Source organism: Hyphomicrobiales bacterium (assembly GCA_002869065.1).
GTDB lineage: Bacteria > Pseudomonadota > Alphaproteobacteria > Rhizobiales > Rhodobiaceae > Rhodobium.
Genome location: PKTR01000003.1, coordinates 215,351 through 235,880 on the forward strand (window position 1 = coordinate 215,351; position 20,530 = coordinate 235,880).

19 protein-coding genes are annotated in these 20,530 nt (G+C 64.0%); 9 read left to right on the top strand and 10 right to left on the bottom strand.

The window, feature by feature from the left end; genetic code table 11:
• Position 1 precedes the first annotated feature (1 nt).
• From C0606_11770 to C0606_11790, 5 genes are all read left to right on the top strand, one after another.
• Complete coding sequence (locus C0606_11770; protein ID PLX37171.1) at positions 2-1,345, top strand: branched-chain amino acid ABC transporter permease; 1,344 nt, start codon at positions 2-4, stop codon at positions 1,343-1,345.
• Positions 1,342-2,187, top strand: a complete 846-nt coding sequence (locus tag C0606_11775; protein ID PLX37172.1) for an ABC transporter ATP-binding protein — start codon at positions 1,342-1,344, stop codon at positions 2,185-2,187. The genes C0606_11770 and C0606_11775 overlap by 4 nt, the downstream gene beginning before the upstream one ends.
• A complete protein-coding gene (locus C0606_11780) occupies positions 2,184-2,915 on the top strand; it encodes an ABC transporter ATP-binding protein (GenBank protein ID PLX37173.1) in 732 nt (243 codons plus the stop codon). The genes C0606_11775 and C0606_11780 overlap by 4 nt, the downstream gene beginning before the upstream one ends.
• Positions 2,916-3,017: 102 nt before the next feature.
• Positions 3,018-3,371 carry a hypothetical protein gene (locus C0606_11785; protein ID PLX37174.1) on the top strand — a complete coding sequence of 118 codons (354 nt, stop codon included), beginning with the start codon at positions 3,018-3,020 and terminating at the stop codon, positions 3,369-3,371.
• 139 nt (positions 3,372-3,510) lie between these two features.
• Positions 3,511-4,614: a branched chain amino acid ABC transporter substrate-binding protein gene (locus C0606_11790; GenBank protein PLX37175.1), complete on the top strand. Its 1,104-nt coding sequence runs from the start codon at positions 3,511-3,513 to the stop codon at positions 4,612-4,614.
• 93 nt (positions 4,615-4,707) lie between these two features.
• Here C0606_11790 and C0606_11795 read toward each other — a convergent pair whose 3' ends face one another.
• From C0606_11795 to C0606_11830, 8 genes are all read right to left on the bottom strand, one after another.
• The gene (locus C0606_11795) at positions 4,708-5,049 is read right to left on the bottom strand and encodes an alkylhydroperoxidase (GenBank protein PLX37176.1); all 342 of its coding nucleotides are present in this window, start codon (positions 5,047-5,049) and stop codon (positions 4,708-4,710) included.
• 108 nt (positions 5,050-5,157) lie between these two features.
• Positions 5,158-6,003, bottom strand: a complete 846-nt coding sequence (gene fghA / locus C0606_11800; GenBank protein ID PLX37177.1) for an S-formylglutathione hydrolase — start codon at positions 6,001-6,003, stop codon at positions 5,158-5,160.
• Positions 6,004-6,092: 89 nt separating this feature from the next.
• On the bottom strand, positions 6,093-6,494 hold the full coding sequence (locus tag C0606_11805; protein ID PLX37334.1) for a hypothetical protein: 402 nt from the start codon (positions 6,492-6,494) through the stop codon (positions 6,093-6,095).
• An 80-nt stretch (positions 6,495-6,574) separates the two neighbouring features.
• A complete protein-coding gene (locus tag C0606_11810) occupies positions 6,575-7,684 on the bottom strand; it encodes an S-(hydroxymethyl)glutathione dehydrogenase/class III alcohol dehydrogenase (GenBank protein ID PLX37178.1) in 1,110 nt (369 codons plus the stop codon).
• A gap of 81 nt (positions 7,685-7,765) precedes the next feature.
• Positions 7,766-8,956, bottom strand: coding sequence for a methylamine utilization protein MauG (locus C0606_11815; GenBank protein ID PLX37179.1), 1,191 nt, complete (start codon positions 8,954-8,956; stop codon positions 7,766-7,768).
• A 4-nt stretch (positions 8,957-8,960) separates the two neighbouring features.
• Positions 8,961-9,695 carry an SCO family protein gene (locus C0606_11820; protein PLX37180.1) on the bottom strand — a complete coding sequence of 245 codons (735 nt, stop codon included), beginning with the start codon at positions 9,693-9,695 and terminating at the stop codon, positions 8,961-8,963.
• A gap of 88 nt (positions 9,696-9,783) precedes the next feature.
• Positions 9,784-11,103, bottom strand: coding sequence for a selenium-binding protein (locus tag C0606_11825; GenBank protein ID PLX37181.1), 1,320 nt, complete (start codon positions 11,101-11,103; stop codon positions 9,784-9,786).
• A gap of 110 nt (positions 11,104-11,213) precedes the next feature.
• On the bottom strand, positions 11,214-12,041 hold the full coding sequence (locus C0606_11830) for an IclR family transcriptional regulator (GenBank protein ID PLX37182.1): 828 nt from the start codon (positions 12,039-12,041) through the stop codon (positions 11,214-11,216).
• Between the two features lie 176 nt (positions 12,042-12,217).
• On the opposite strand from C0606_11830, the gene C0606_11835 reads away from it, so the two are divergent.
• From C0606_11835 to C0606_11845, 3 genes are all read left to right on the top strand, one after another.
• Positions 12,218-13,585, top strand: a complete 1,368-nt coding sequence (locus C0606_11835; GenBank protein PLX37183.1) for a TrpB-like pyridoxal phosphate-dependent enzyme — start codon at positions 12,218-12,220, stop codon at positions 13,583-13,585.
• 532 nt (positions 13,586-14,117) lie between these two features.
• The gene (locus tag C0606_11840) at positions 14,118-14,333 is read left to right on the top strand and encodes a hypothetical protein (GenBank protein PLX37184.1); all 216 of its coding nucleotides are present in this window, start codon (positions 14,118-14,120) and stop codon (positions 14,331-14,333) included.
• A 54-nt stretch (positions 14,334-14,387) separates the two neighbouring features.
• Complete coding sequence (locus C0606_11845; protein PLX37185.1) at positions 14,388-14,936, top strand: hypothetical protein; 549 nt, start codon at positions 14,388-14,390, stop codon at positions 14,934-14,936.
• Positions 14,937-14,959: 23 nt separating this feature from the next.
• Here C0606_11845 and C0606_11850 read toward each other — a convergent pair whose 3' ends face one another.
• On the bottom strand, positions 14,960-15,328 hold the full coding sequence (locus C0606_11850; GenBank protein ID PLX37186.1) for a hypothetical protein: 369 nt from the start codon (positions 15,326-15,328) through the stop codon (positions 14,960-14,962).
• 188 nt (positions 15,329-15,516) lie between these two features.
• On the opposite strand from C0606_11850, the gene C0606_11855 reads away from it, so the two are divergent.
• Positions 15,517-16,512, top strand: coding sequence for a peptidase T4 (locus C0606_11855; GenBank protein ID PLX37187.1), 996 nt, complete (start codon positions 15,517-15,519; stop codon positions 16,510-16,512).
• 389 nt (positions 16,513-16,901) lie between these two features.
• Here the strand turns inward: C0606_11855 and C0606_11860 are convergent, their stop codons facing one another.
• Positions 16,902-20,432 (bottom strand): indolepyruvate ferredoxin oxidoreductase, encoded by a 3,531-nt coding sequence (locus tag C0606_11860; GenBank protein PLX37188.1) that lies wholly within the window; start codon positions 20,430-20,432, stop codon positions 16,902-16,904.
• Positions 20,433-20,530: the final 98 nt, after the last annotated feature.

Genomic DNA, 20,530 nt, shown 5'->3' on the forward strand with positions numbered 1-20,530 from the left:
CATGAGCGCAGCACCTTCCAAACTGGCCGCTTCGGTCAAGGAGTCGGCGATTGCGGCTGCGATCGCACTCGCCATGGCCGCGCCGATCATCGGCCTGAAGACCGAGACCAAGCTCGGCGGCCTCGAACTGACCCAGCGCTGGGACATCGTCGCCATCGCCGTCGTCGCCGTGTTCTTCGGCCGCCTGCTCCTCAGCATGTTCGTGTGGAACACCGACACGCCGGTCACCTCCGTGATCGGTAGCCTGGTGCCGAAACAGTCGAATTTCAGCCGGTTCGCCAAATTCGTCGTACCCGTCGCCCTGCTGGTCGCCCTCGCCTTCCCGTTCCTGCCGACAACGGACCGCTACCTGCTCGACCTGTCGATCCTTGTGCTCACCTACGTGATGCTCGGCTGGGGCCTGAACATCGTGGTCGGTCTCGCCGGCCTGCTCGACCTTGGCTACGTCGCCTTCTATGCCGTCGGCGCCTATTCCTACGGGCTTTTGTCGACGCGCTTCTTCCCGATGCTGGTCGAGATGGGGATCGCCAGCCCCACCCTGATGGATTGGGCATTCTGGATCTGCCTGCCGCTGGCCGGTTTCCTCGCCGCTCTTTGGGGCATCATTCTCGGCTTCCCGGTGCTGCGCCTGCGCGGCGACTATCTCGCCATTGTCACCCTTGCCTTCGGTGAGATCATCCGCGTCGTGCTGCTTAACTGGTACACCTTCACCGGCGGCCCGGACGGCGTGTCGCGCATTCCCCGCCCATCGTTTTTCGGCATCGATTTCAAACGCGGTGAAGGCGGCTTCGCCGACATCTTCGGCCTCGACTATTCGTCGATGCACCGGATCATATTCTTCTACTACCTGATCCTGGCACTTGCGCTTCTGACCAACGCCTTCACGCTGCGCATGCGCAAGCTGCCGATCGGGCGGGCCTGGGAAGCGATGCGCGAGGACGACATCGCCTGCCGGTCGCTTGGCATCAACACCACCAACACCAAGCTGACGGCATTTTCCATCGGCGCCATGTTCGGTGGCTTCGCCGGCTCGTTCTTCGCCACCCGCCAGGGCTTCATCTCGCCGGAATCCTTCACCTTCATGGAATCGGCCGTGATCCTGGCGATCGTCGTGCTCGGCGGCCTCGGCAGCCAGATCGGCGTCGCCATCGCCGCCGTCGTCATGATCGGCGGTTTCGAGTTCTTCCGCGACTTCGCCGAATACCGCATGCTGATCTTCGGCCTGCTCATGGTCTTCATCATGATCTGGAAGCCGCGCGGTCTCATCTCGACGCGCAAACCAACGGTCGCCCTCGTGAAAACCAAGGCCATCGGCGCCGAGAATATTGCGGAGGGCCACGGATGAACGCCTGGGCCAACAACCCGCTGCTGCGGGTCGAACACCTCACCATGCGCTTCGGTGGCCTCCTGGCCATCAACGACCTCAGCTTCGAGGTCGGCCGCGGCGATATCACCGCCCTCATCGGCCCGAACGGCGCCGGCAAGACGACGGTGTTCAACTGCATCACCGGCTTCTACAAGCCGACCGAGGGTCGCCTCGATATGCGCCACCATGACGGCGACGCGTACCTGCTGGAGCGCATGCCCGACTTCATGATCTCGCGCGAGGCAAAGGTCGCCCGCACGTTCCAGAACATCCGCCTGTTCGGCGGCATGAGCGTGCTGGAGAACCTGATGGTCGCCCAGCACAACAAGCTTATGGACGCCTCGATGTTCTCGATCGCGGGCCTGTTCGGCCTGTCGCGCTACCGCAACGCGGAGAAGCAGGCCATCGAGCACGCCAAGTACTGGCTCGAGCATACCGGACTGATCGAGCGCGCCGACGACCCGGCCGCCGATCTGCCCTACGGCGACCAGCGCCGGCTGGAGATCGCCCGCGCCATGTGCACCGAGCCCGAGCTGTTGTGCCTCGATGAGCCCGCCGCCGGCCTCAACCCGCGGGAAAGCGCCGATCTCAACAATCTGCTGCGCTATATCGGCAAGGAACACGGCACCTCGGTGCTGCTGATCGAGCACGATATGTCGGTGGTGATGGAGATCTCCGACCACGTCGTCGTGCTCGACTACGGCGAGAAGATTTCCGACGGTTCGCCGGACCACGTCCGCAACGACCCGGCGGTGATCGCCGCCTATCTGGGCGTCGACGACGACGAAGTTGATGACGTTGAAAAAGAGGTCGGCGTATGAGTGAGAAAGCCCCCCTCCTCGCCGTCCGCGGCGTCAAGACCTTCTACGGCAAGATCATCGCGCTGAAAGGCGTCGACCTCGACGTCCACGAAGGCGAGATCGTCACCCTGATCGGCGCCAACGGTGCCGGCAAATCAACGCTGATGATGACGATCTGCGGCAACCCGCATGCCAGCGAAGGCTCGGTCGTCTATCAGGGCGAAGACATCACGCAATTGCCGACGCATGAGATCATGCGCCGCGAGATCGCCCAATCGCCCGAAGGCCGGCGCATCTTCCCGCGCATGACGGTGATGGAAAACCTCCAGATGGGCGCGGCCGTCACCGACCTGAGCACTTTCGACCATGACCTGGAGCGGGTCTTCGCCCTCTTCCCGATCCTCGAGAAGCGCCAGAGCCAGCGTGGCGGTACGCTGTCGGGCGGCGAACAGCAAATGCTGGCGATCGCCCGCGCGCTGATGGGACGGCCAAAGCTGCTGCTGCTCGACGAGCCCTCGCTCGGTCTGGCGCCGCTCATCGTCAAGCAGATCTTCGAGGTCATCCGCGAACTGAACGCGACCGAAGGCCTGACCGTCTTCCTGGTCGAGCAGAACGCCTATCACGCGCTCAAACTCGCCCATCGCGGCTACGTCATGGTCAATGGTGAAATCACCATGACCGGCACCGGCAAGGAGCTGTTGAGCCGCGAAGAGGTTCGCGCAGCCTATCTCGAAGGCGGCGCTCACTAGCATTTCGGCCGGCGGCGCGGGGACATCGCCGCCGCCGGCCCCAAATATCCCGGGCACGATCCCGCCCATGCCGGCGGTACGGCCCGTGAAACGGAGACCGAAATGGGTATCATCTGGGAAAATTCCTTCTGGGTCTTCCTGCTGTTCACCTGCGCGATCGTCGGCGGGGCGGCATGGATGACCGGACGCGCGGTCGCGGTAACCTGGCGCCCGTTTTTTCAGATCTTCTGGTTCAGCGCCCTGCTCGCCTGCGCCGACCGTTTCCTGAGCTTCGCATTGTTTGAGGGAACGCTGCTGTCGGTGCACTACTGGCTGGTCGACTTCATCGTGCTTCTCGCCATCACGCTGATCAGCTGGCGCGTGGCGCGCACGACGCAGATGGTCACCCAGTACAGCTGGATGTATGAAAAATCTTCGCCATTTACGTGGCGGAACAAGCCGGGGGTCACGGGCTAGCGCGAGCCGGCCCGATCGCTTCGGAAGTGGTCCCGCTTGCCGGTATCATTTCCGCTTAAAAGGGGGCAGAATGGCCCGCAGTGGGCACTGTCGCCTATCACTTCAGAGGTGCGAAACAATTTCGCAAGGGAGTCTCAGAATGAAAAAAGCTTTGTTGGCAGGTGTTGCGCTGTCCTTCGGCATGGCCGTTTCCAGCGCCGCGTGGGCGGATATCACCATTGCGACCGCCGGTCCGATGACCGGTCAGTATGCGTCGTTCGGTGCGCAGATGAAGGCCGGCGCCGAGCAGGCCGTCGAAGACATCAACGCCAATGGCGGTGTCCTCGGCGAGAAGCTCGTGCTGAAGATCGGCGACGACGCCTGCGACCCGAAGCAGGCCGTGGCGGTCGCCAACCAGATGGCCGGTGAAGGCATCGCCCTGATGGCTGGTCACTTCTGCTCGGGTTCGTCGATCCCGGCCTCCGCCGTCTACGCCGAAGAAGGCATCATCCAGATCTCGCCGGCTTCGACCAACCCGAAGTTCACCGACGAGCGTCCGGGCCCGGGCACCTATCGCGTCTGCGGTCGTGACGACCAGCAGGGCCAGGTTGCCGGCAAGTTCCTTGCCGAGAAGTTCGCCGACAAGAAGGTCGCGATCGTTCACGACAAGACCGCCTACGGCAAGGGTCTCGCCGACGAAACCATGAAGTACATGGAAGAAGCCGGCAAGAAGGCCGACATGTACGAAGCCTACACCGCCGGTGAAAAGGACTACACCGCGCTCGTGTCGAAGCTGAAGGCCGAAGGCATCGGCGTCCTGTACGTCGGTGGCTATCACACCGAAGCCGGCCTGATGGTCCGCCAGATGCGCGACCAGGGCATGGACACCGTCCTCGTCTCGGGTGACGCACTCGTCACCGACGAGTACTGGTCGATCACCGGCGACGCCGGTGCCGGCACCCTGATGACCTTCTCGCCGGATCCGCGCAAGAACCCGGACGCGGCCCCGCTGGTCGAGAAGTTCCGCGCCAAGGGCGTCGAGCCGGAAGGCTACGTGATGTACACCTACGCCGCGATCCAGGCTTGGGCCGCCGCCGCGACCGCTGCTGGCAAGACCGACTACGACGACGTCGTCAAGGCGCTGAACGACGGTCAGTTCAACACCGTTCTCGGCAACCTGTCGTTCGACGACAAGGGCGACGTCACCCTGCCGGGCTACGTGTTCTACGAATGGAAGGACGGCAAGTACGATTACCTGAAGTAATCGGCTTTCCCCGACCAGATACGGAAAGGCCCGGCGTTTCGCCGGGCCTTTTTGTTTGTCCGCCAGGGCGGACCCTTGGTTCGAGACTACGCCCTATTCGCCGAACTCGTCATAGCCGGCCAGCGCCTTGCCGCCATAGACCGCCGACGGGCCGCCGCCCATCTGGATCGCCAGACCGATCGCCTCGGCGACTTCCGCACGCGTCGCGCCATTCTTTCGCGCCTCCATGACATGCCAGGCGATGCAGCCCTCGCAGCGGATGGCGATGCCGATCGCCATGGCGAGCAGTTCCTTGTATTTGCGCGACAGGGCGCCGTCCGGATAGGCGGTGCCGCCAAGTGCGCCGAACGCCTTCATCACATCGGGGATTTCTTCGCGCAGCAGCTTGTTGTTGGCGATGAGGTTGGCATTCTGTGCCTTGTAGCTGTCGGCCATGGGTCGGTCCTTGCTTGTTGAGAGTTGGAATTTCGAACAGGAGTCATAGGGGCGCGACGGTGATCGCACCTTGAAATCGATCAAACGGAAAGCGGTGTCAGCCCGGCCTTAGCCGGCGAGCCGCTCCGCATGCCAGCGAACATGATCGCCCATGAAGGTCGAGATGAAATAGTAGGAATGGTCGTAGCCCGGCTGACGGCGGAGAGTGAGGTCGACACCGGCTGCCGCGCACGCCTCGGCGAACAGTTCAGGCTTCAGCTGCACTTCAAGAAAATTGTCCGCCTCGCCCTGATCGACGAGGATGTCCCGCGCCCAGCCGCGCGCCGCCATCAGCTCGCACGCGTCGTAGTCGGCCCAAAGCGCCCGGTCCTCACCGAGATAGCCGGTGAGCGCCTTTTCGCCCCACGGCACACGGCTCGGCGCAACGATCGGCGCAAAGGCCGAGACCGAGCGGAAGCGGTCCGGGTTCTTCAGCGCAATCGTCAGCGCGCCATGCCCGCCCATCGAATGGCCGGTGATGCCCTGCCGCGCCATGTCGAGCGGAAACGCCTCGGCAACGACCTTCGGCAACTCGTCGACAATATGCGAATACATGCTGAAATTGGCGGCAAACGGCGGCTGCAGCGCATCCACATAGAAGCCGGCACCGAGACCGAAATCATAGGCGCCATCGGCATCGTCCGGCACGCCCTCGCCGCGTGGGCTGGTATCGGGTGCGACAAAGGCAATGCCATGCTCGGCGCACCAGCGCTGCGCGCCGGCCTTCGCCGTCACGTTTTCCCAGGTGCAGGTCAGCCCCGACAGATACCAGAGCACGGGTACCGGACCCTTCTCGGCAGCTGGCGGCAGATAGACGGCGAACTCCATCCGCGTGCCGGTCTCGGCGCTGTCGATGGCGTAGACGCCCTGCGTGCCACCGAAGCAGCGGTTTTGCGAAACGGTTTCCATGTCGATCTCCGAGGATGTCGGGATATTGGCTGGGACCGCGGCGGAGAAAACTCCGCCGCGCGGATCAGATCAGGATTGGCGGTGTCGGGCCGGCCTTAGCGGAACCACTGCTCGCGCGCGACCTTGCGGCTACCGCCATAGGTCCACACGCCTTCCCAGCTTCCGTCCGGCTGTTCGATATAGAACGCCATGCCAAAGGTCCGGCCGGAGACGTAGCCGACCGACAGGATGCTGTCGGACGGTTCCGCCGCGCCGATGTTGAACTTGCCATCGCGAATGACGGCGCCAAGCCCGGTGCCGACATAGGTCGTGCCGGCGATCTTCCAGACCACCTTGTAGGTCTTGCCGGTGCGGCTGACCTGCACCGTACCGCGGTATTTGCCGCCCGAGTCCGGGTTGTCGCCGACGACCGTGTAGCGCCCGACCGGATCGGCCGCAGCCGGCAGCACCGCCATCATCATCGCCAGAAATGCCGCGGCGAGCGCGCCAACATACATCTTCATCCCGTGTCCTTTCGCAATGCCTTTGCGGATCCGGGACACGCCGCACCGGGCGCCGCATCCCGGACACCCCGATATCAGTAGAGAATGACGCTGCGGATCGACTCGCCGCTATGCATCAGGTCAAACGCCTTGTTGATATCGTCGAGCGGCATGGTGTGCGTGATCATCGGATCGATCTCGATCTTGCCGTCCATGTACCAGTCGACGATCTTCGGCACGTCGGTGCGCCCGCGCGCGCCGCCGAACGCCGTACCGCGCCACGAGCGGCCGGTGACGAGCTGGAACGGCCGCGTGGTGATCTCCTGTCCCGCGCCGGCAACGCCGATGATGATGCTCTCGCCCCACCCCTTGTGGCAGCATTCGAGCGCCTGGCGCATGGTCTTGGTCAGGCCGATGCATTCGAACGTGTAGTCGGCACCGCCCTTCGTCAGGTCAACCAGATAGGGCACCAGATCGCCCTCGACCTCGGCCGGATTGACGAAGTGGGTCATGCCGAAGCGCTCGCCCCAGGCCTTCTTGTCGTTGTTGAGGTCGACGCCGACGATCATGTTGGCACCAACGAGGCGCAGGCCCTGAATGACGTTGAGGCCGATGCCGCCGAGACCGAACACGACGCAATTGGAGCCCGGCTCCACCTTGGCCGTGTTGATCACCGCGCCGATGCCGGTGGTGACGCCGCAACCGATGTAGCAGACCTTGTCGAACGGCGCGTCGGGATGGATCTTGGCGAGCGCGATTTCCGGCAGCACGGTGAAATTGGCAAACGTCGAGGTGCCCATGTAGTGGTGGATCGGCTTGCCGTCGAGCGAGAAACGCGAGGTGCCGTCCGGCATCAGGCCGGCGCCCTGCGTGGTGCGGATCGCCTGGCACAGATTGGTTTTCGGGTTGAGACAGTAATCGCATTCGCGGCATTCCGGCGTGTAGAGCGGAATGACATGATCGCCCGGCTTCAGCGAGGTGACGCCCGGCACCACTTCGCGCACGATGCCCGCGCCCTCGTGACCGAGGATCGCCGGGAACAGCCCTTCCGGATCGGCGCCCGAGCGGGTGAATTCGTCGGTGTGGCAGACGCCGGTCGCCATGATCTCGACCAGCACCTCGCCCGCCCGCGGCCCTTCGAGCTGCACCGTGGTGACCTCAAGCGGCTTGCCGGCCTCGAAAGCGACTGCTGCACGAACGTCCATGTTTCTTCCCTTCTTCGCTTGGGACCGGGGGAAGGACTTCCCGCCGGCAATCAATGATCTCGCCGCAACGGCGAGGCAGATTCAATCGTTCCAGTTATCCGGCGGTGCCACGCGGGCGTCCTCGACGAGACGGTCCCGTCCGGCAGACGTCAATGTTGTCAGAAACCCAACCAGATCGCGTATCTCCGGCTCCGTCAAGCCGAGTGGCCGGATGCGCGGATCCTGGCCCTCGTGAGGCGCCCCGCCGCGATTGTAGAAGGCGACGACCGCGTCGAGCGAGGTGATTCCCCCGTCATGCATGTAGGGCCGCGTCACCGCCACGTTGCGTAGCGACGGTGTTCGAAACACCCAACGGTCGGCCGGATCCTGCGTCACCTCATAACGCCCGACATCGGGCATTGCCGGCAACGATACGGCATCGATGATGGCGCGCGGCACATCGTGACGAACGCCCGGCGCGACCTCTACCGGCACCGTGCCGCCAAGCCGGCCCTGGCGGAGTTGCTCGCGCTCAAAACCATAGCCGATGTCGTGCAGACCCTGATCGGTGAAGAGCGCAGTGTCGTCGCCGGCCGGATGGCAGGAAATGCACCCGGCCTTGCCGGAAAACAGCGCGAAGCCGCGCTGCTCGGAGGCCGAAAGAGCGTCCGCCTCACCACCATAGCGCCAACGGTCGAAACGGCTGTCACCAGCAACGAGCGTGCGCTGATAGGCACCCAAAGCCTGGCCGATACGGTCGACGCTCGGCCCCGCCCCAAACACCGCCTGAAACAGCGGCCGGTAGTCATCCAGCCCGGCGATCAGCGTCACCACATGGCCGACCGACGGATTGGCCATCTCGTTATGCGCGGTCAGTGGCGCGAGATACTGCGTCTCGAGCGCCGTCTCGCGCCCGTCGTGGAACAAGTGACGCATGTAGCCGACATTGATCAGGCTCGGCGCGTTGCGCCGTCCGCTGCGGCCCTCAAGCCCGACCGCGGTCGCGATCTCCACATTGGTGAAGTCCTGCTCGGGGATATGGCACATGGCGCACGACATGGTGCCGTTGAGCGACAGCCGGCGATCGAAGAAAAGCTTGCGTCCGAGCGCGATCTTCTCGCTCGTCGGCGGATTGTCGGCGGGGTGCGACTGCACCGGCAGGCCGAGCGGCGGCGTCAGCGAGCGCGCGAGCGCCCTCTCCGCCCAGTCCTCATCAGCAAGGACCGGGGCCGGCAGCAGAGCATAAAGCAGCGCGACAAACCCGGCTTTCCGTCTCCAACCCCGCACCGCCACCTGCCTAGCGCCCCACCTTCGCCAGTGCGCGCGGGCGTTCCATCATCAGCGTCTCGATATCGGTGAGGATCAACCTCGGATCGATCATGCCAAGCCCGTAAACATTGCGGATGCGGCCCTCGGCATCAACCAGATAGAGCCGCAGAAGGTGATTGATGACCTCGGAATCCGGCCTGCGGTCGACCGCCTGACCGAACCCATCGAGGATCGGCCGCAGGACTTCCTCCGACGAGGTGGTGAAGGCGCGCCAGCCGATCTTGCCCGCACCCTTGGGGTCGGCCAGCACCGGATAGAGATAGCTCTCGATGGCGTCCGGCGTATCGCGCTTCGGGTCGAAGCTGATGGTGACGAGCTGGACGCTCTTGTTCAGCCGTTCAGCGCCCTCGCTCGCGTCGTAGATGTCGTAGAGCGTGGCGGTCGCCAGCGGACAGCCATTCACGTCGCTGCACAGCGCATAAATGAAGCTGACCAGCGAAATCCGCCCGCCGAGCACCTCGGCCAGCGCCGCCTGTTCGCCGCGATGATCGAGCAGTACGCCGTCCGGCGCCCGCTTGACCGGCGGCAGGGTGTAGCTTCCCGCCATCGGCGGTTCGAAATCGAAATCCGCGCTACGCTCAATCAGGTCGGCAAAGGCAAGCTGTTGCGGCTTGACCTGTTGAAACCGCGCGGCAAAGGCTGCGACGCCGGCCGCCAGCCCGACCATGACAATGGCGCTGATGACGAAACGTTTGCCCTTCATCGATGCTCCCCCCGGCAAATCCCAAAACGATCAGATGGGAGGGGCCGGACGCCCGAAGACGCCCGGCCCCAACAGCATTTGAGAGGCATCAACTGCTGTAGAGCGAATTCGCACCGAAGCGCATGATGTGGGCGCGCCCGAGACCTTCCTTGATGAAGTCGATCGAGAAGTCCTCGGTCAGTTCCTTGCCGTCCCACTTGTAGGCCTTCAGGTACTGCTCGTTGTCGTCGCCCTTCTTGTCCCAGTTGGCGAGCAGCGACGAGGTGAAATACACCCGCTTGCCGTCCCAGCTCTGCGAGACCATGTTGACCTGCGCGGCAATCTTCTTCTCGTAGATCTGCGTCGGCTTGAACGGATCGGAGATGTCGAACAGCCGCGTCTTGCCGTCCATGAAGGTGTTGACCCACAGCGTGTTGTCGTCGGCACCGATGGAGATATCGACCGGCAGCGGGATCGAGGCCGGATCGCCGATATCGGCGACGTCCTTGGCCTGCCACTCGCCGTTCTCGTCCTCGTAGATGAGATGCAGCTTCGAGGTCAGCGCCGCGCTGGTGAAGGCGTAATTGTGGTCCGCGCCCCAGGCGAAGCGGATCTCGAGCGGCGCACCCGGCACGCTCATCACCTTCTTCGGCTGGCGGGTATGCAGGTCCCACTGCACCACCGTCTGGCCGAAGCGCTTCATGGCTTCCGGGTCCTGCAGCATCTGGCCGAAGTCCATCATGTAGTTCGACCAGCCGGTGAACGACGACGTCAGCATGACGTTCTTGCGGATCAGCGCGCGCACGTCATAGCCGTAGCCGTCGACCACATCGCTGGCGATCGTGGCGCCGCGCGGGTCTTCCTTGGTCGGCATCCAGTGGGTGGCGAGGAATTCGCCCTCGTCGGAATACTCGACCAGCGCCGTACGTCCGCCATGATCGCGGTCGTTCGACAGAGCCGAAATCATCATCCGGCCCGGCAAGCTGTAGAAGGTGTGCGGACCGACCGCGCCGCCGCTATCGGCGACGAAGGTGTCGATGGTCTTGTGCAGCGTCGGCTTCGAGGGATCGCTGTGAATGTCGAAGATGAAAATCTTGTTGGTGTCGAGCCCACCGGTCCAGAAATAGCGCCGGTCGGACGAGAAGCCGCCGTGATGCGCCTCGTTGCGGCCGCCCACCGACAGAGAGTTGATCACCTTGCCGAAGGTCCCGGAACCGGGACGCACGTCGACCGTGACCAGCTTGTCTGAACCGTCGCCGATCCCTTCCATGCCGAGCGTCCAGACATAGACGTAATCTTCCTGTCCGGTGATCTTCGGCATATAGGGCGACTGGCAGGTCTCGTCGGCCTGAACCGCCAGCGGCGCCACCAGCAAGGCCAGCGCACAGACCGCCCCGCGCAATCCGTTCGCGAAAACGCTTTTCTTCATTCTACCCTCCCCTTTAGACGGCCGTTTTCCGGCCCGTTCTCCGGATTTTCCGGATCTTTTTGGAGTGCGGCCGCGGTTTTCCGGCGTGCCGCCTCGTGTTCGTCCTTTCCTCAGTCGTGGCGCACGATCGGCGCCGCCTGGCCAAGAGCGGCAACGGGCAGACCCGCCACCAGCGTCTTCAGCGTTTCTCCAATGGCCTCGATGCCGTGCTCGGCAATGCGCCGGCGCGGTCCGACCACGCCGACACTGAGCGCAACGCCCGAGCCGCCGGCCGAAATCGGCACCGCGACACTGGTGACGCCGACATCGATTTCCTCATCGCACACCGCATAGCCGCGCGCTCGCGTCGCCGCGAGTTCGGCACGAACCCCGTCCAGGTCCGTCACTGTGCGGTCGGTGAAATGTTCGAAATCGCGGGCAAGCAGCCGCTCGATCTCATTCTCGCCGAGAAAGGCGAGGATCGCGCGCGCCGACGAGCACGCATGCACCGGCCGCAGGCCGAGCCCGGGATGGATATGGGCACGGCGGCTATCGGCCGGCGTCGTCACATGAATGAGGTCGACCTCGGAACCCGTATAGCGGCCGAGAAACCCGGTTTCCTCGAACGCCGCACCGACAGCTTCGGTCACCGAATGAAAGAGTTGCACCACCTGCGAGGTGGTCGCCGCCGAAAGCACCATCGAGACGAAGTTGGAGCCGAGCCGCAGCCCGCCATCTTCGCTCGCTTCGAGAATGCCCTCATCGCGGAACTGACCGACGAGGCGGTAGGCCGTCGCGCGCGGCAGCTCGAGACCCTGCGCGACCGCCGCGATACTCGGCGCCTCCGGCGACGCGGCAACGAATTTCAGGATCTGGCAAAATCGGTCAATCACAATGTGTCTCAATATTTCGGACAGATTCTCGAATTTCAGGATATGACGCTCCTTGAATTCCGTCAAACGTCTTCTCGAAGATGGCTTGAAAGACGCGCTCGCGGGCCTTCCCAGCCTACCCGCACCGCTTTTTGCAAAGCGATTGGTCGCAGCGGAACTTTCGCCACGCTCGGCGCTGGTACAGGCCGGACGGATGCTTTACCAATTGCAATTGGAGGGACGTCGTAAGGGAGTTCTCGACAATGTCTGAATCAACAAAATATTTCCTGCCGGAAGAGCGGATTCCAAAGGTCTGGTACAATATTCAGGCCGACCTGCCGAAGCCAATGGCTCCGGTCCTGCACCCCGGCACCAAGCAGCCGGTCGGCCCGGACGATCTGGCGCCGATCTTCCCGATGGCGCTGATCGCGCAGGAAGTTTCCACCGAGCGCGAGATCGAGATCCCGACGCCGGTGCGCGACGTCTACAAGCTGTGGCGTCCCTCGCCGCTGATCCGCGCGCGCCGCCTGGAAAAGGCGCTCGATACCCCGGCCAAGATCTACTTCAAGTATGAGGGCGTCAGCCCGGCCGGCAGCCACAAACCGAACACCGCCGTGGCACAGGCCTTCTACAACAAGGAAGCCGGCATCACGAAGCTGTCGACCGAAACCGGCGCCGGCCAGTGGGGTTCCTCGCTCGCCTTTGCCGGCTCGCTGTTCGGCATCGAGGTGAAGGTCTACATGGTCAAGGTCAGCTACAATCAGAAGCCCTATCGCCGGGCGCTGATGGAGACCTATGGCGCGACCTGCATCCCGAGCCCGTCGACCGAGACCGCTTCGGGCCGCGCGATCCTCGAAAAGGACCCGAACTCGCCCGGCTCGCTCGGCATCGCCATTTCCGAGGCCGTCGAGGTCGCCGCAACAAGCCCCGACACCAACTACTCGCTCGGCAGCGTGCTGAACCACGTCTGCGTGCACCAGTCGATCATCGGCATGGAAGCAATGGAGCAGATGGAAATGGCCGGCGACGAGCCGGACATCATCATCGGCTGCGCCGGCGGCGGCTCCAACTTTGCCGGCATCGCCTTCCCCTATGTCGGCGCAAAGCTGCGCGGCGGTGCCGATCCGCAGATCATCGCGGTCGAACCGGCGGCCTGCCCGACCATGACGCGCGGCGTCTTCGCCTACGACTTCGGCGACACCGCCCATCTGACCCCGCTGGCCAAGATGCACACGCTCGGCGCAGGCTTCATGCCGCCCGGATTCCACGCCGGCGGCCTGCGCTACCACGGCATGGCGCCGCTGGTCAGCCATCTCTTGGACCTCGGCCTGATCGAGGCCCGCGCCGTGCACCAGACCAAGTGCTTCGAGGCCGGTGTCCTGTTTGCCCGCAACGAAGGCATCGTGCCGGCGCCGGAATCGACCCACGCCGTACGCGCCGCCGTCGATGAAGCGTTGAAGTGCAAGGAAGAAGGGACGTCGAAGACGATCCTGTTCAACCTGTCCGGCCACGGCCACTTCGACATGCAGGCCTATATGGACTACTTCGCCGGCACGCTCGAGGACCGCGACTACGACCACGCGGCGCTCGAAGCCTCGCTCGCCGAGCTGCCCGAGGTGGCCGCGGAGTAAGGCTCAGCGAGCCATCCGGCCAACACCGGCACGAAACGAAAAACCCCGGCGGAGTAATCCGCCGGGGTTTTTTGTTGTGGCGCCAAGTCCCCACGCCCAACAATGAAAATATAAAAACTTCAAATACTTAAAACAGCTCTCCGAAATTATTCCCGGGGAACGTTCGTCAAATACAATTTGCCAAGCAATCCAGAAAATAGGAACGCAAGATGCGAATTGGATATATGGCGACAACGTCCTCTCGGCAATGACAGCTGCTACCAAACAAGTGGATTCGAGAGGAAATCGACAACAAGTCGAATGCCTGAAACTCCGCTCTGATATGAGCAACGCGGAAACGCGCCTTTCAGGTCTCGAGCGCAACATTGAATCGGCAATCCGGCACGTTGAACATTTGCGTAATGATCGAGAAATCGCACTTTGGTCAGCAGGGGCTGGAGCCATTGCGACAGCACTTGGCGCACTAGGAAGTGCGATAAAGGCAGTCGCAAAAGCGAAAGATGTAGCCCGCTCTCTTTCCCGAGGTGGAAGGTTGGACACTGCTGAACTGCTCTCGCTGGCGCCAGTCATTGGCGGTTTGATTATGGCCGTTATGAACCTGCACCGAGCCGCCAATGCGTCCAACCGTATCCGCTCGACTCTCAGCGAGCTTGAAAAGCTGAGAAGTGAGGCCGAGGGACTAGAAAACACCCTGCGCGTTTTGCGTGGCCACTACAAAATATACAACTGCCAAGATATGATTGGATGATGTCAGGGCACACTCCAGCCCACCTCATGGAACTCAGGCCCGAAAAGAGAAACCATGCCGCGAGACACCTACCGAAAGGCAGCGCAGCAGTCGGACGATCGAACCGAACAGGGCGATACCCTGATCGTGACCGGAAACAATTTGGCCTACCTGGTCCTGTTCTGGCTTGCGATCTATCCGGCAACTCTTGCTGCGCGCATTGGGCTTGAGTTCCTTTTCGAAGACCCGCTGAGCGCCTGGAGCATCGTAGACATGATGTGGAACCAGATCACCTTGGGTTTCTTTCCATACGTGGCGGTTCTCGCGCTGCTTTGGCTTTCCGTCGACTACGTTCGCATCCTGCGCGTGCAGGTCGACCGGGCCCCTGGCACGCTGGTGTGGGAAAAACTCACAATGCGCGGCAACGAGACCATCATCCGCGACCTAGCCGATGTCCAGGCGGTGGTCCAGCCGCACCAACGGCTCCTTTTTCCCGAACGCGCCCACATCGTCTTCGAGGATCGCAAACTGCCGCTCGAAATCCGCCACATCCTGCGCGAGCGCCATCCTGTTAACGCCCGCGCGCTGGCCGACTTCGCCGGCCTGCCCTTCATCGCGAACTGAGCGCCGAAATCAGCGCTTCCCCCTCAACCCCCGCAGCGCGTGAAAACGCGGCTACCGAGCGCGAAGCTGTCTTCAGAGATGAAGCGGTAGGACCCGTTGATGACGTTCACTTCACCTTCCTGATTGCATTCGGCGCGGAAGGTGACGCTGTCGCCCTGACGCGCGACATTGCTGACCGTGCAGTACATCTCATAGGCGTTGTTGAGCTTTTCGCCGTTGATGTTGCGCATCTTCATGCCGATCATGTCGCCATATTTGCCGACGAGCGCTTCCTCGCTCTGCCCGCACAACGACCGGTCGGTGACATAGCGCCCATCGGTGAAGGGAAGCGGCCCGGCCAGCGCGGCAACGGAGCTTGCGAGAAAAATCATAACGGCAGCAAAGAGTTTCATCGGAACAAGCCTTCAATATTCGGGCGGATTCGCCACATACGCGCACCCCGCATGATGATCACAAGGCGGGCGCCGACCGGCAACCCCGGACGGGCGGGCGTGATGCCGCAGCCAGCATCCTCAACGCCTCGATTGCCCACCTCCCCGCCATGCGCTCTAATCGCACGCACACCACAATGAGGCCTCCGATGACCGCACCGCGCCGCAACCTTCTCACCGATGTCGAAGGCCTTCTCGTCGGCAACGCCGAGGACGAGACCGCGCGCACCGGCACCACGGTCGTGCTGTGCGAGGAACCGACGATTGCCTCGGTGCACGTCATGGGCGGCGCGCCGGGCACCCGCGACACCGAGCTGCTCGCGCCCGAACAGACGGTGGAGACCGTCGACGCGCTGGTGCTGTCGGGCGGATCCGCCTTCGGGCTCGAGGCAGCGTCCGGGGTGATGACCCGGCTGGCGGCCGAAGGGCGCGGCTTCGCGGTCGGCCCGGTCTCGGTTCCGATCGTGCCCGCTGCGATCCTGTTCGATCTCATGAATGGCGGCGACAAGGACTGGGGCGACGAACCGCCCTATCGCCTGCTCGGCGAACAGGCGCTCGGCAACGCGGCAAAGAGCTTTACCCTCGGCTCGGCCGGCGCCGGCTTCGGCGCGACGACGGCAACGCTGCAGGGCGGGCTCGGCTCGGCCTCCGCCGTCACCGCCTCCGGCCACACGGTCGCGGCACTCGTCGCGGTCAACGCCGTCGGCAGCGTCACCATCGGCGACGGCCCGCATTACTGGGCGGCACCGTTTGAACAGGATGGAGAATTCGGCGGGCTCGGCCTGCCGGGAACGCTCCCGGACGACGCGGCGGCAATCCGCACCAAGCTCGACGCCCGCCCGCAGCAGAACACCACCATCGCGGTTGTCGCCACAGATGCGGCGCTCACGAAGGCGCAGGCGAAACGGCTGGCGATTGCCGCCCATGACGGCTTCGCCCGCGCCATCTGGCCGGCGCACACCCCGCTCGATGGAGATCTGATCTTCTCGCTGGCCACCGCGAAAAAGCCGCTCGGCGACCCAATCGCCGACACGCTGGCGATCGGCGCAACGGCCGCCGCCGTCATGTCTCGCGCGATTGCCCGCGGCGTCTACGAGGCGACGCAGGCGAGCACCGTACCGACCTGGCGCGAGCGGTTCCGGTAAGGAGACACATGGGGAGATAGGAGCCGGGAACAACTGAGCTGTGCTCCAGCTCTCGTTGGAACCCACCTCGCCGGCCAAACCGCTCCCCGTCACCCCGGCCTTGAGCCGGGGCCTATTGCCCTTGTCGGAACGGTACGCCGGCGCAGTGTGCGAACAGCCTTTGCCACCCCTCCCACGTCATCCTCCGGCTCGACCGGAGGATCGGGTAACCGGGGACACTGGCGTCTCGGCGCCAGTCACGGGGCCGGCAGGGTTCGGGGAATAGCGCCTCTACGTTTTGCCACATGGAGAACGATCCTCCGGTCGAGCCGGATGATGACGAAAAAGAGAGAGTCCGAGCATGACGACGGAGGGGACAGGGCGCAAAGAAGCGCCCCTCCACCTCAGCCCTACTCCGCCGCTTCGGTGATCCGCTCGACCGCCTCAAGGCGGGCCCGGCGCGCCGGTGTAGCCACCTCGGCCGGACCGGGCAGGTCGGCCATGGCAAGCTGGCCGAGCAGCATGGCGCGGCGCTTATCGGCGCTCTCCATGTTGGCCATTTTTACCGGGCCATAGCCGCGCACCAGTTCCGGCACTCGGGCGATCTCGCACAAAAGCCCGTAGGACGTCGTCCCAAGCTGAGAAAAGATCATCTCGATGTCGGCTTCATAGCGGGCAAGAAGCGCCCTTTCGGCCTTGCGTTCGGCCTGACGGGAGAACGGATCGAGCACCGAACCGCGCAGCCCCTTGAACTTCGCAAGCAGGCCGAAAGCCTTCAGCATCCACGGCCCGAAGGCGCGCTTCTTCGGCCGCCCTGTCGCCGGATCGGTTGCCGACACGAAAGGCGGCGCGATGACCACCTTCAGCCGCGCACCATCCTCGAACTGCGCGGCAACCGCTTCGCGATAGGCCGGCGCCGCATAGAGCCGCGCGACCTCGTACTCGTCCTTCACCGCCATCAGCCGGTAGAGGCTTTCCGCCACCAGCCCCGTCAGCCGCATCGAGCTGCCCTGCGCCGCATCGGCAACGCGCACCCGCTCGACCAGCGCGGCATAGCGCGCCGCATAGGCCGCATTCTGATAAGCGCCAAGTTCTTCGGCGAGGAACGCAATACGCTCGTCGAGATCCATCGCCTTGGCGATCTTTTCCGCCGGCAGCAGGCCGGTGATCTTGTCCGGCGCCGCCGCAAGGACGCGTCCGGCGTGGAACGCCTTGAGGTTCGCTGCCACCGCCGCGCCGTTCAGCCGGATCGCGGTTTCCATCGCCTCGACCGACATCGGCAGAAGGCCATGCTGGAAGGCCATGCCGACCGCCAGCATGTTGGTGAAGATCGCGTCACCGAGCAGCTTTTCGGCAATGCCGGCAAGATCGGCGATCTCGGTGCGGGCCGAGGCCTCGCGCAGGATCGCGGCGAGCTTTGCCGCCTCGAAGGACTGCGTCTGCTTCAGCACGAATTCCGCCGTCGGCGCGACCCGGCCATTGCCGAGCGTCACCGTGCGGTCGTGGTCGATCAGCGAGAGCGTGTCGCTACCGGCCGCGACTAGCATGTCGGAGGCGAGCAGCACGTCGAGGCTCGCGGTCGGAACGCGCGGCCCGTCGATTGCCATGTCCTTCGCCGCAAAGCGCACATGCGAGGTCACCGGACCGCCCTTTTGCGCAAGGCCGGTCATGTCGAGCGTCGTCGCGTTGAGCCCGTCGACATGGGCGGCCATCGCGAGAACGGCGGCCGTCGTCGTGACGCCCATGCCGCCAATACCGGCGATCAGCAGATTGAGCGGCCGGTCCAGCGCGGCCATCGTCGGCAGCGGCAGAGCGGCTTTCAGCGCGTCGATATCGAGCGCGGCCCCATCGGCCTTCTTCACCGTGCCGCCCTCAACCCAGGCAAAGGACGGGCAGAAGCCCTTCACGCAGGAAAAATCCTTGTTGCAGCTCGACTGGTTGATGGTCCGCTTGGTGCCGAAATCGGTGGCGAGCGGCTCGACCGACAGGCAGTTCGACTGCACCGAGCAGTCGCCGCAATCCTCGCAGACGCGCTCGTTGATGACGAGACGCAGCGCCGGATCGTCCATCTGGCCCTTCTTGCGCCGGCGACGCTTCTCCGCCGCGCAGACCTGATCGAAGATCAGCACCGAAACGCCCGGATAGGCGGCAAGCTCTTCCTCGACCGAAATCAGCTCGTCGCGGTGATGGATCGGCACACCGGCGGCAAGGTCCTGCCGGCCGCGATAGGTATCGGGATTGTCGCTGACGAGCACGATGCGGCGCACGCCCTCCGCCTCAAGCTGACGGGTCAGTTGCGGCACGGTCAGCGTGCCGTCGACGGCCTGACCGCCGGTCATGGCGACCGCGTCGTTGTAGAGGATCTTGTAGGTGACCGGCACCTTCGCCGCGACCGCCTGACGGATCGCCAGCAGTCCGGAATGGAAATAGGTGCCGTCGCCGAGATCGACGAACATGTGTTTGGTCTTGGAGAACGGCGCCTGACCGACCCACGGCACGCCCTCGCCGCCCATCGCCACCTGCCCCTCGGTGGTGCGGCCGGAAATTTCCGTCATCGCGTGACAGCCGATGCCGGGCATGGCGCGGCTGCCGTCCGGCACCTTGGTCGAGGTCGAATGCGGACAGCCGGAGCAGAAATAGGGTGAGCGGCCGGCGTCGCAGCCATGGCTCTCGGCATAGCGGAGTTGTTCCTCGAGCCGGTCGGCAACGGCGCGCATCGCCGCGTCCTTGGCGATGTCGGGCAGAACGGTGCTGAGCGCGCGTACCATTTCGGCAATCGAAAGTTCGAGCACGTCGGGCAGGAACGGCGCGCCCTCCGGCGTCGTCTTGCCCCAGATCGCTGGCCGTTCGCCGGCCGGATGGTGGTAGAGCTGCGCCTTCACTTGCGGTTCGATCAGCGCCCGCTTGTGTTCGACGATCAAGAGCTTCTCGACGCCGCGCGTGAACGCGCCGATGCCGAGCGGCTCAAGCGGCCAGGGCATGGCCACCTTGTAGATGCCGATGCCGAGCGCCTCGGCCCGCTCCTCGTCGATGCCGAGCAGCGCCAGCGCCTGGCGGATATCGCGATAGGCCTTGCCCGAGGCAATGATGCCGATACGCGCCCGCTTGGCGCCGAAGGCCACATGGTCGAGCCGGTTGGCGCGCACATAGGCCTGCGCAGCCGGCAGGCGAACTTCGCGCAAGAGGTGCTCGGTCTCCAGCCGGTTGGCGAGAAGCAGCGGCCGGTTCAGTTCGCCCATCGCGCGCGGGTCCGAATTGACCGGGCGGTAGAATTGCAGCCGGTTCGGATCGACCGAAACGATGCCGGAGGAATCCATCGTGTCGGCAAGGCAGATCAAGCCGGTCCACAGGCCGGAGAAGCGCGACAGCTCGAAGCCGTGCAGGCCATAGTCGATGACTTCCTGCAGATCGGCCGGATTGAGCACCGGGATCTCGGCATCGCGGAAGGCGAACTCGCTCTGCGCCGGCAGGATCGAGGATTTCGCCAGATGATCGTCGCCAGCCAGCGCCAGAACGCCGCCATGGCGCGCGGTGCCGCTGGCATTCGCCTGTTTAAGCGCGTCGCCAGCCCGGTCGACACCCGGCGCCTTGCCGTACCAGACACCGAAGACGCCATCGAAATCGCTGTCGCCTTCCTTCAGGTCGAGCTTCTGCGAGCCCCACACCACATGGGCGCCGAGTTCCTCGTTGACGCCCGGCTGGAAGACGATGTCGTGATAGGAGAGATGACCGCCCGCCCGCATCAGTTCCTGATCGAAACCGCCGAGCGGCGACCCGCGATAGCCGGAAATCATGCCGCCGGTCTTCAACCTCGCCGCCCGGTCGAGCCGGCCGCGATCGAGCACCAGACGCACCAGCGCCTGTATGCCGGTCAGATAGACCGAGCCTTCGGTGCGGACATATTTGTCATCGAGCGAAATCTCGCGCGGAACAATGGTCATGGCTCTCCTCCTCGACGGACATTCGCCAGTTGCGAATAAAAACCGTTTGCCACAACCAATATTTTATGCGCCTCGCCAGAAATTTCTGTGCTAATTGC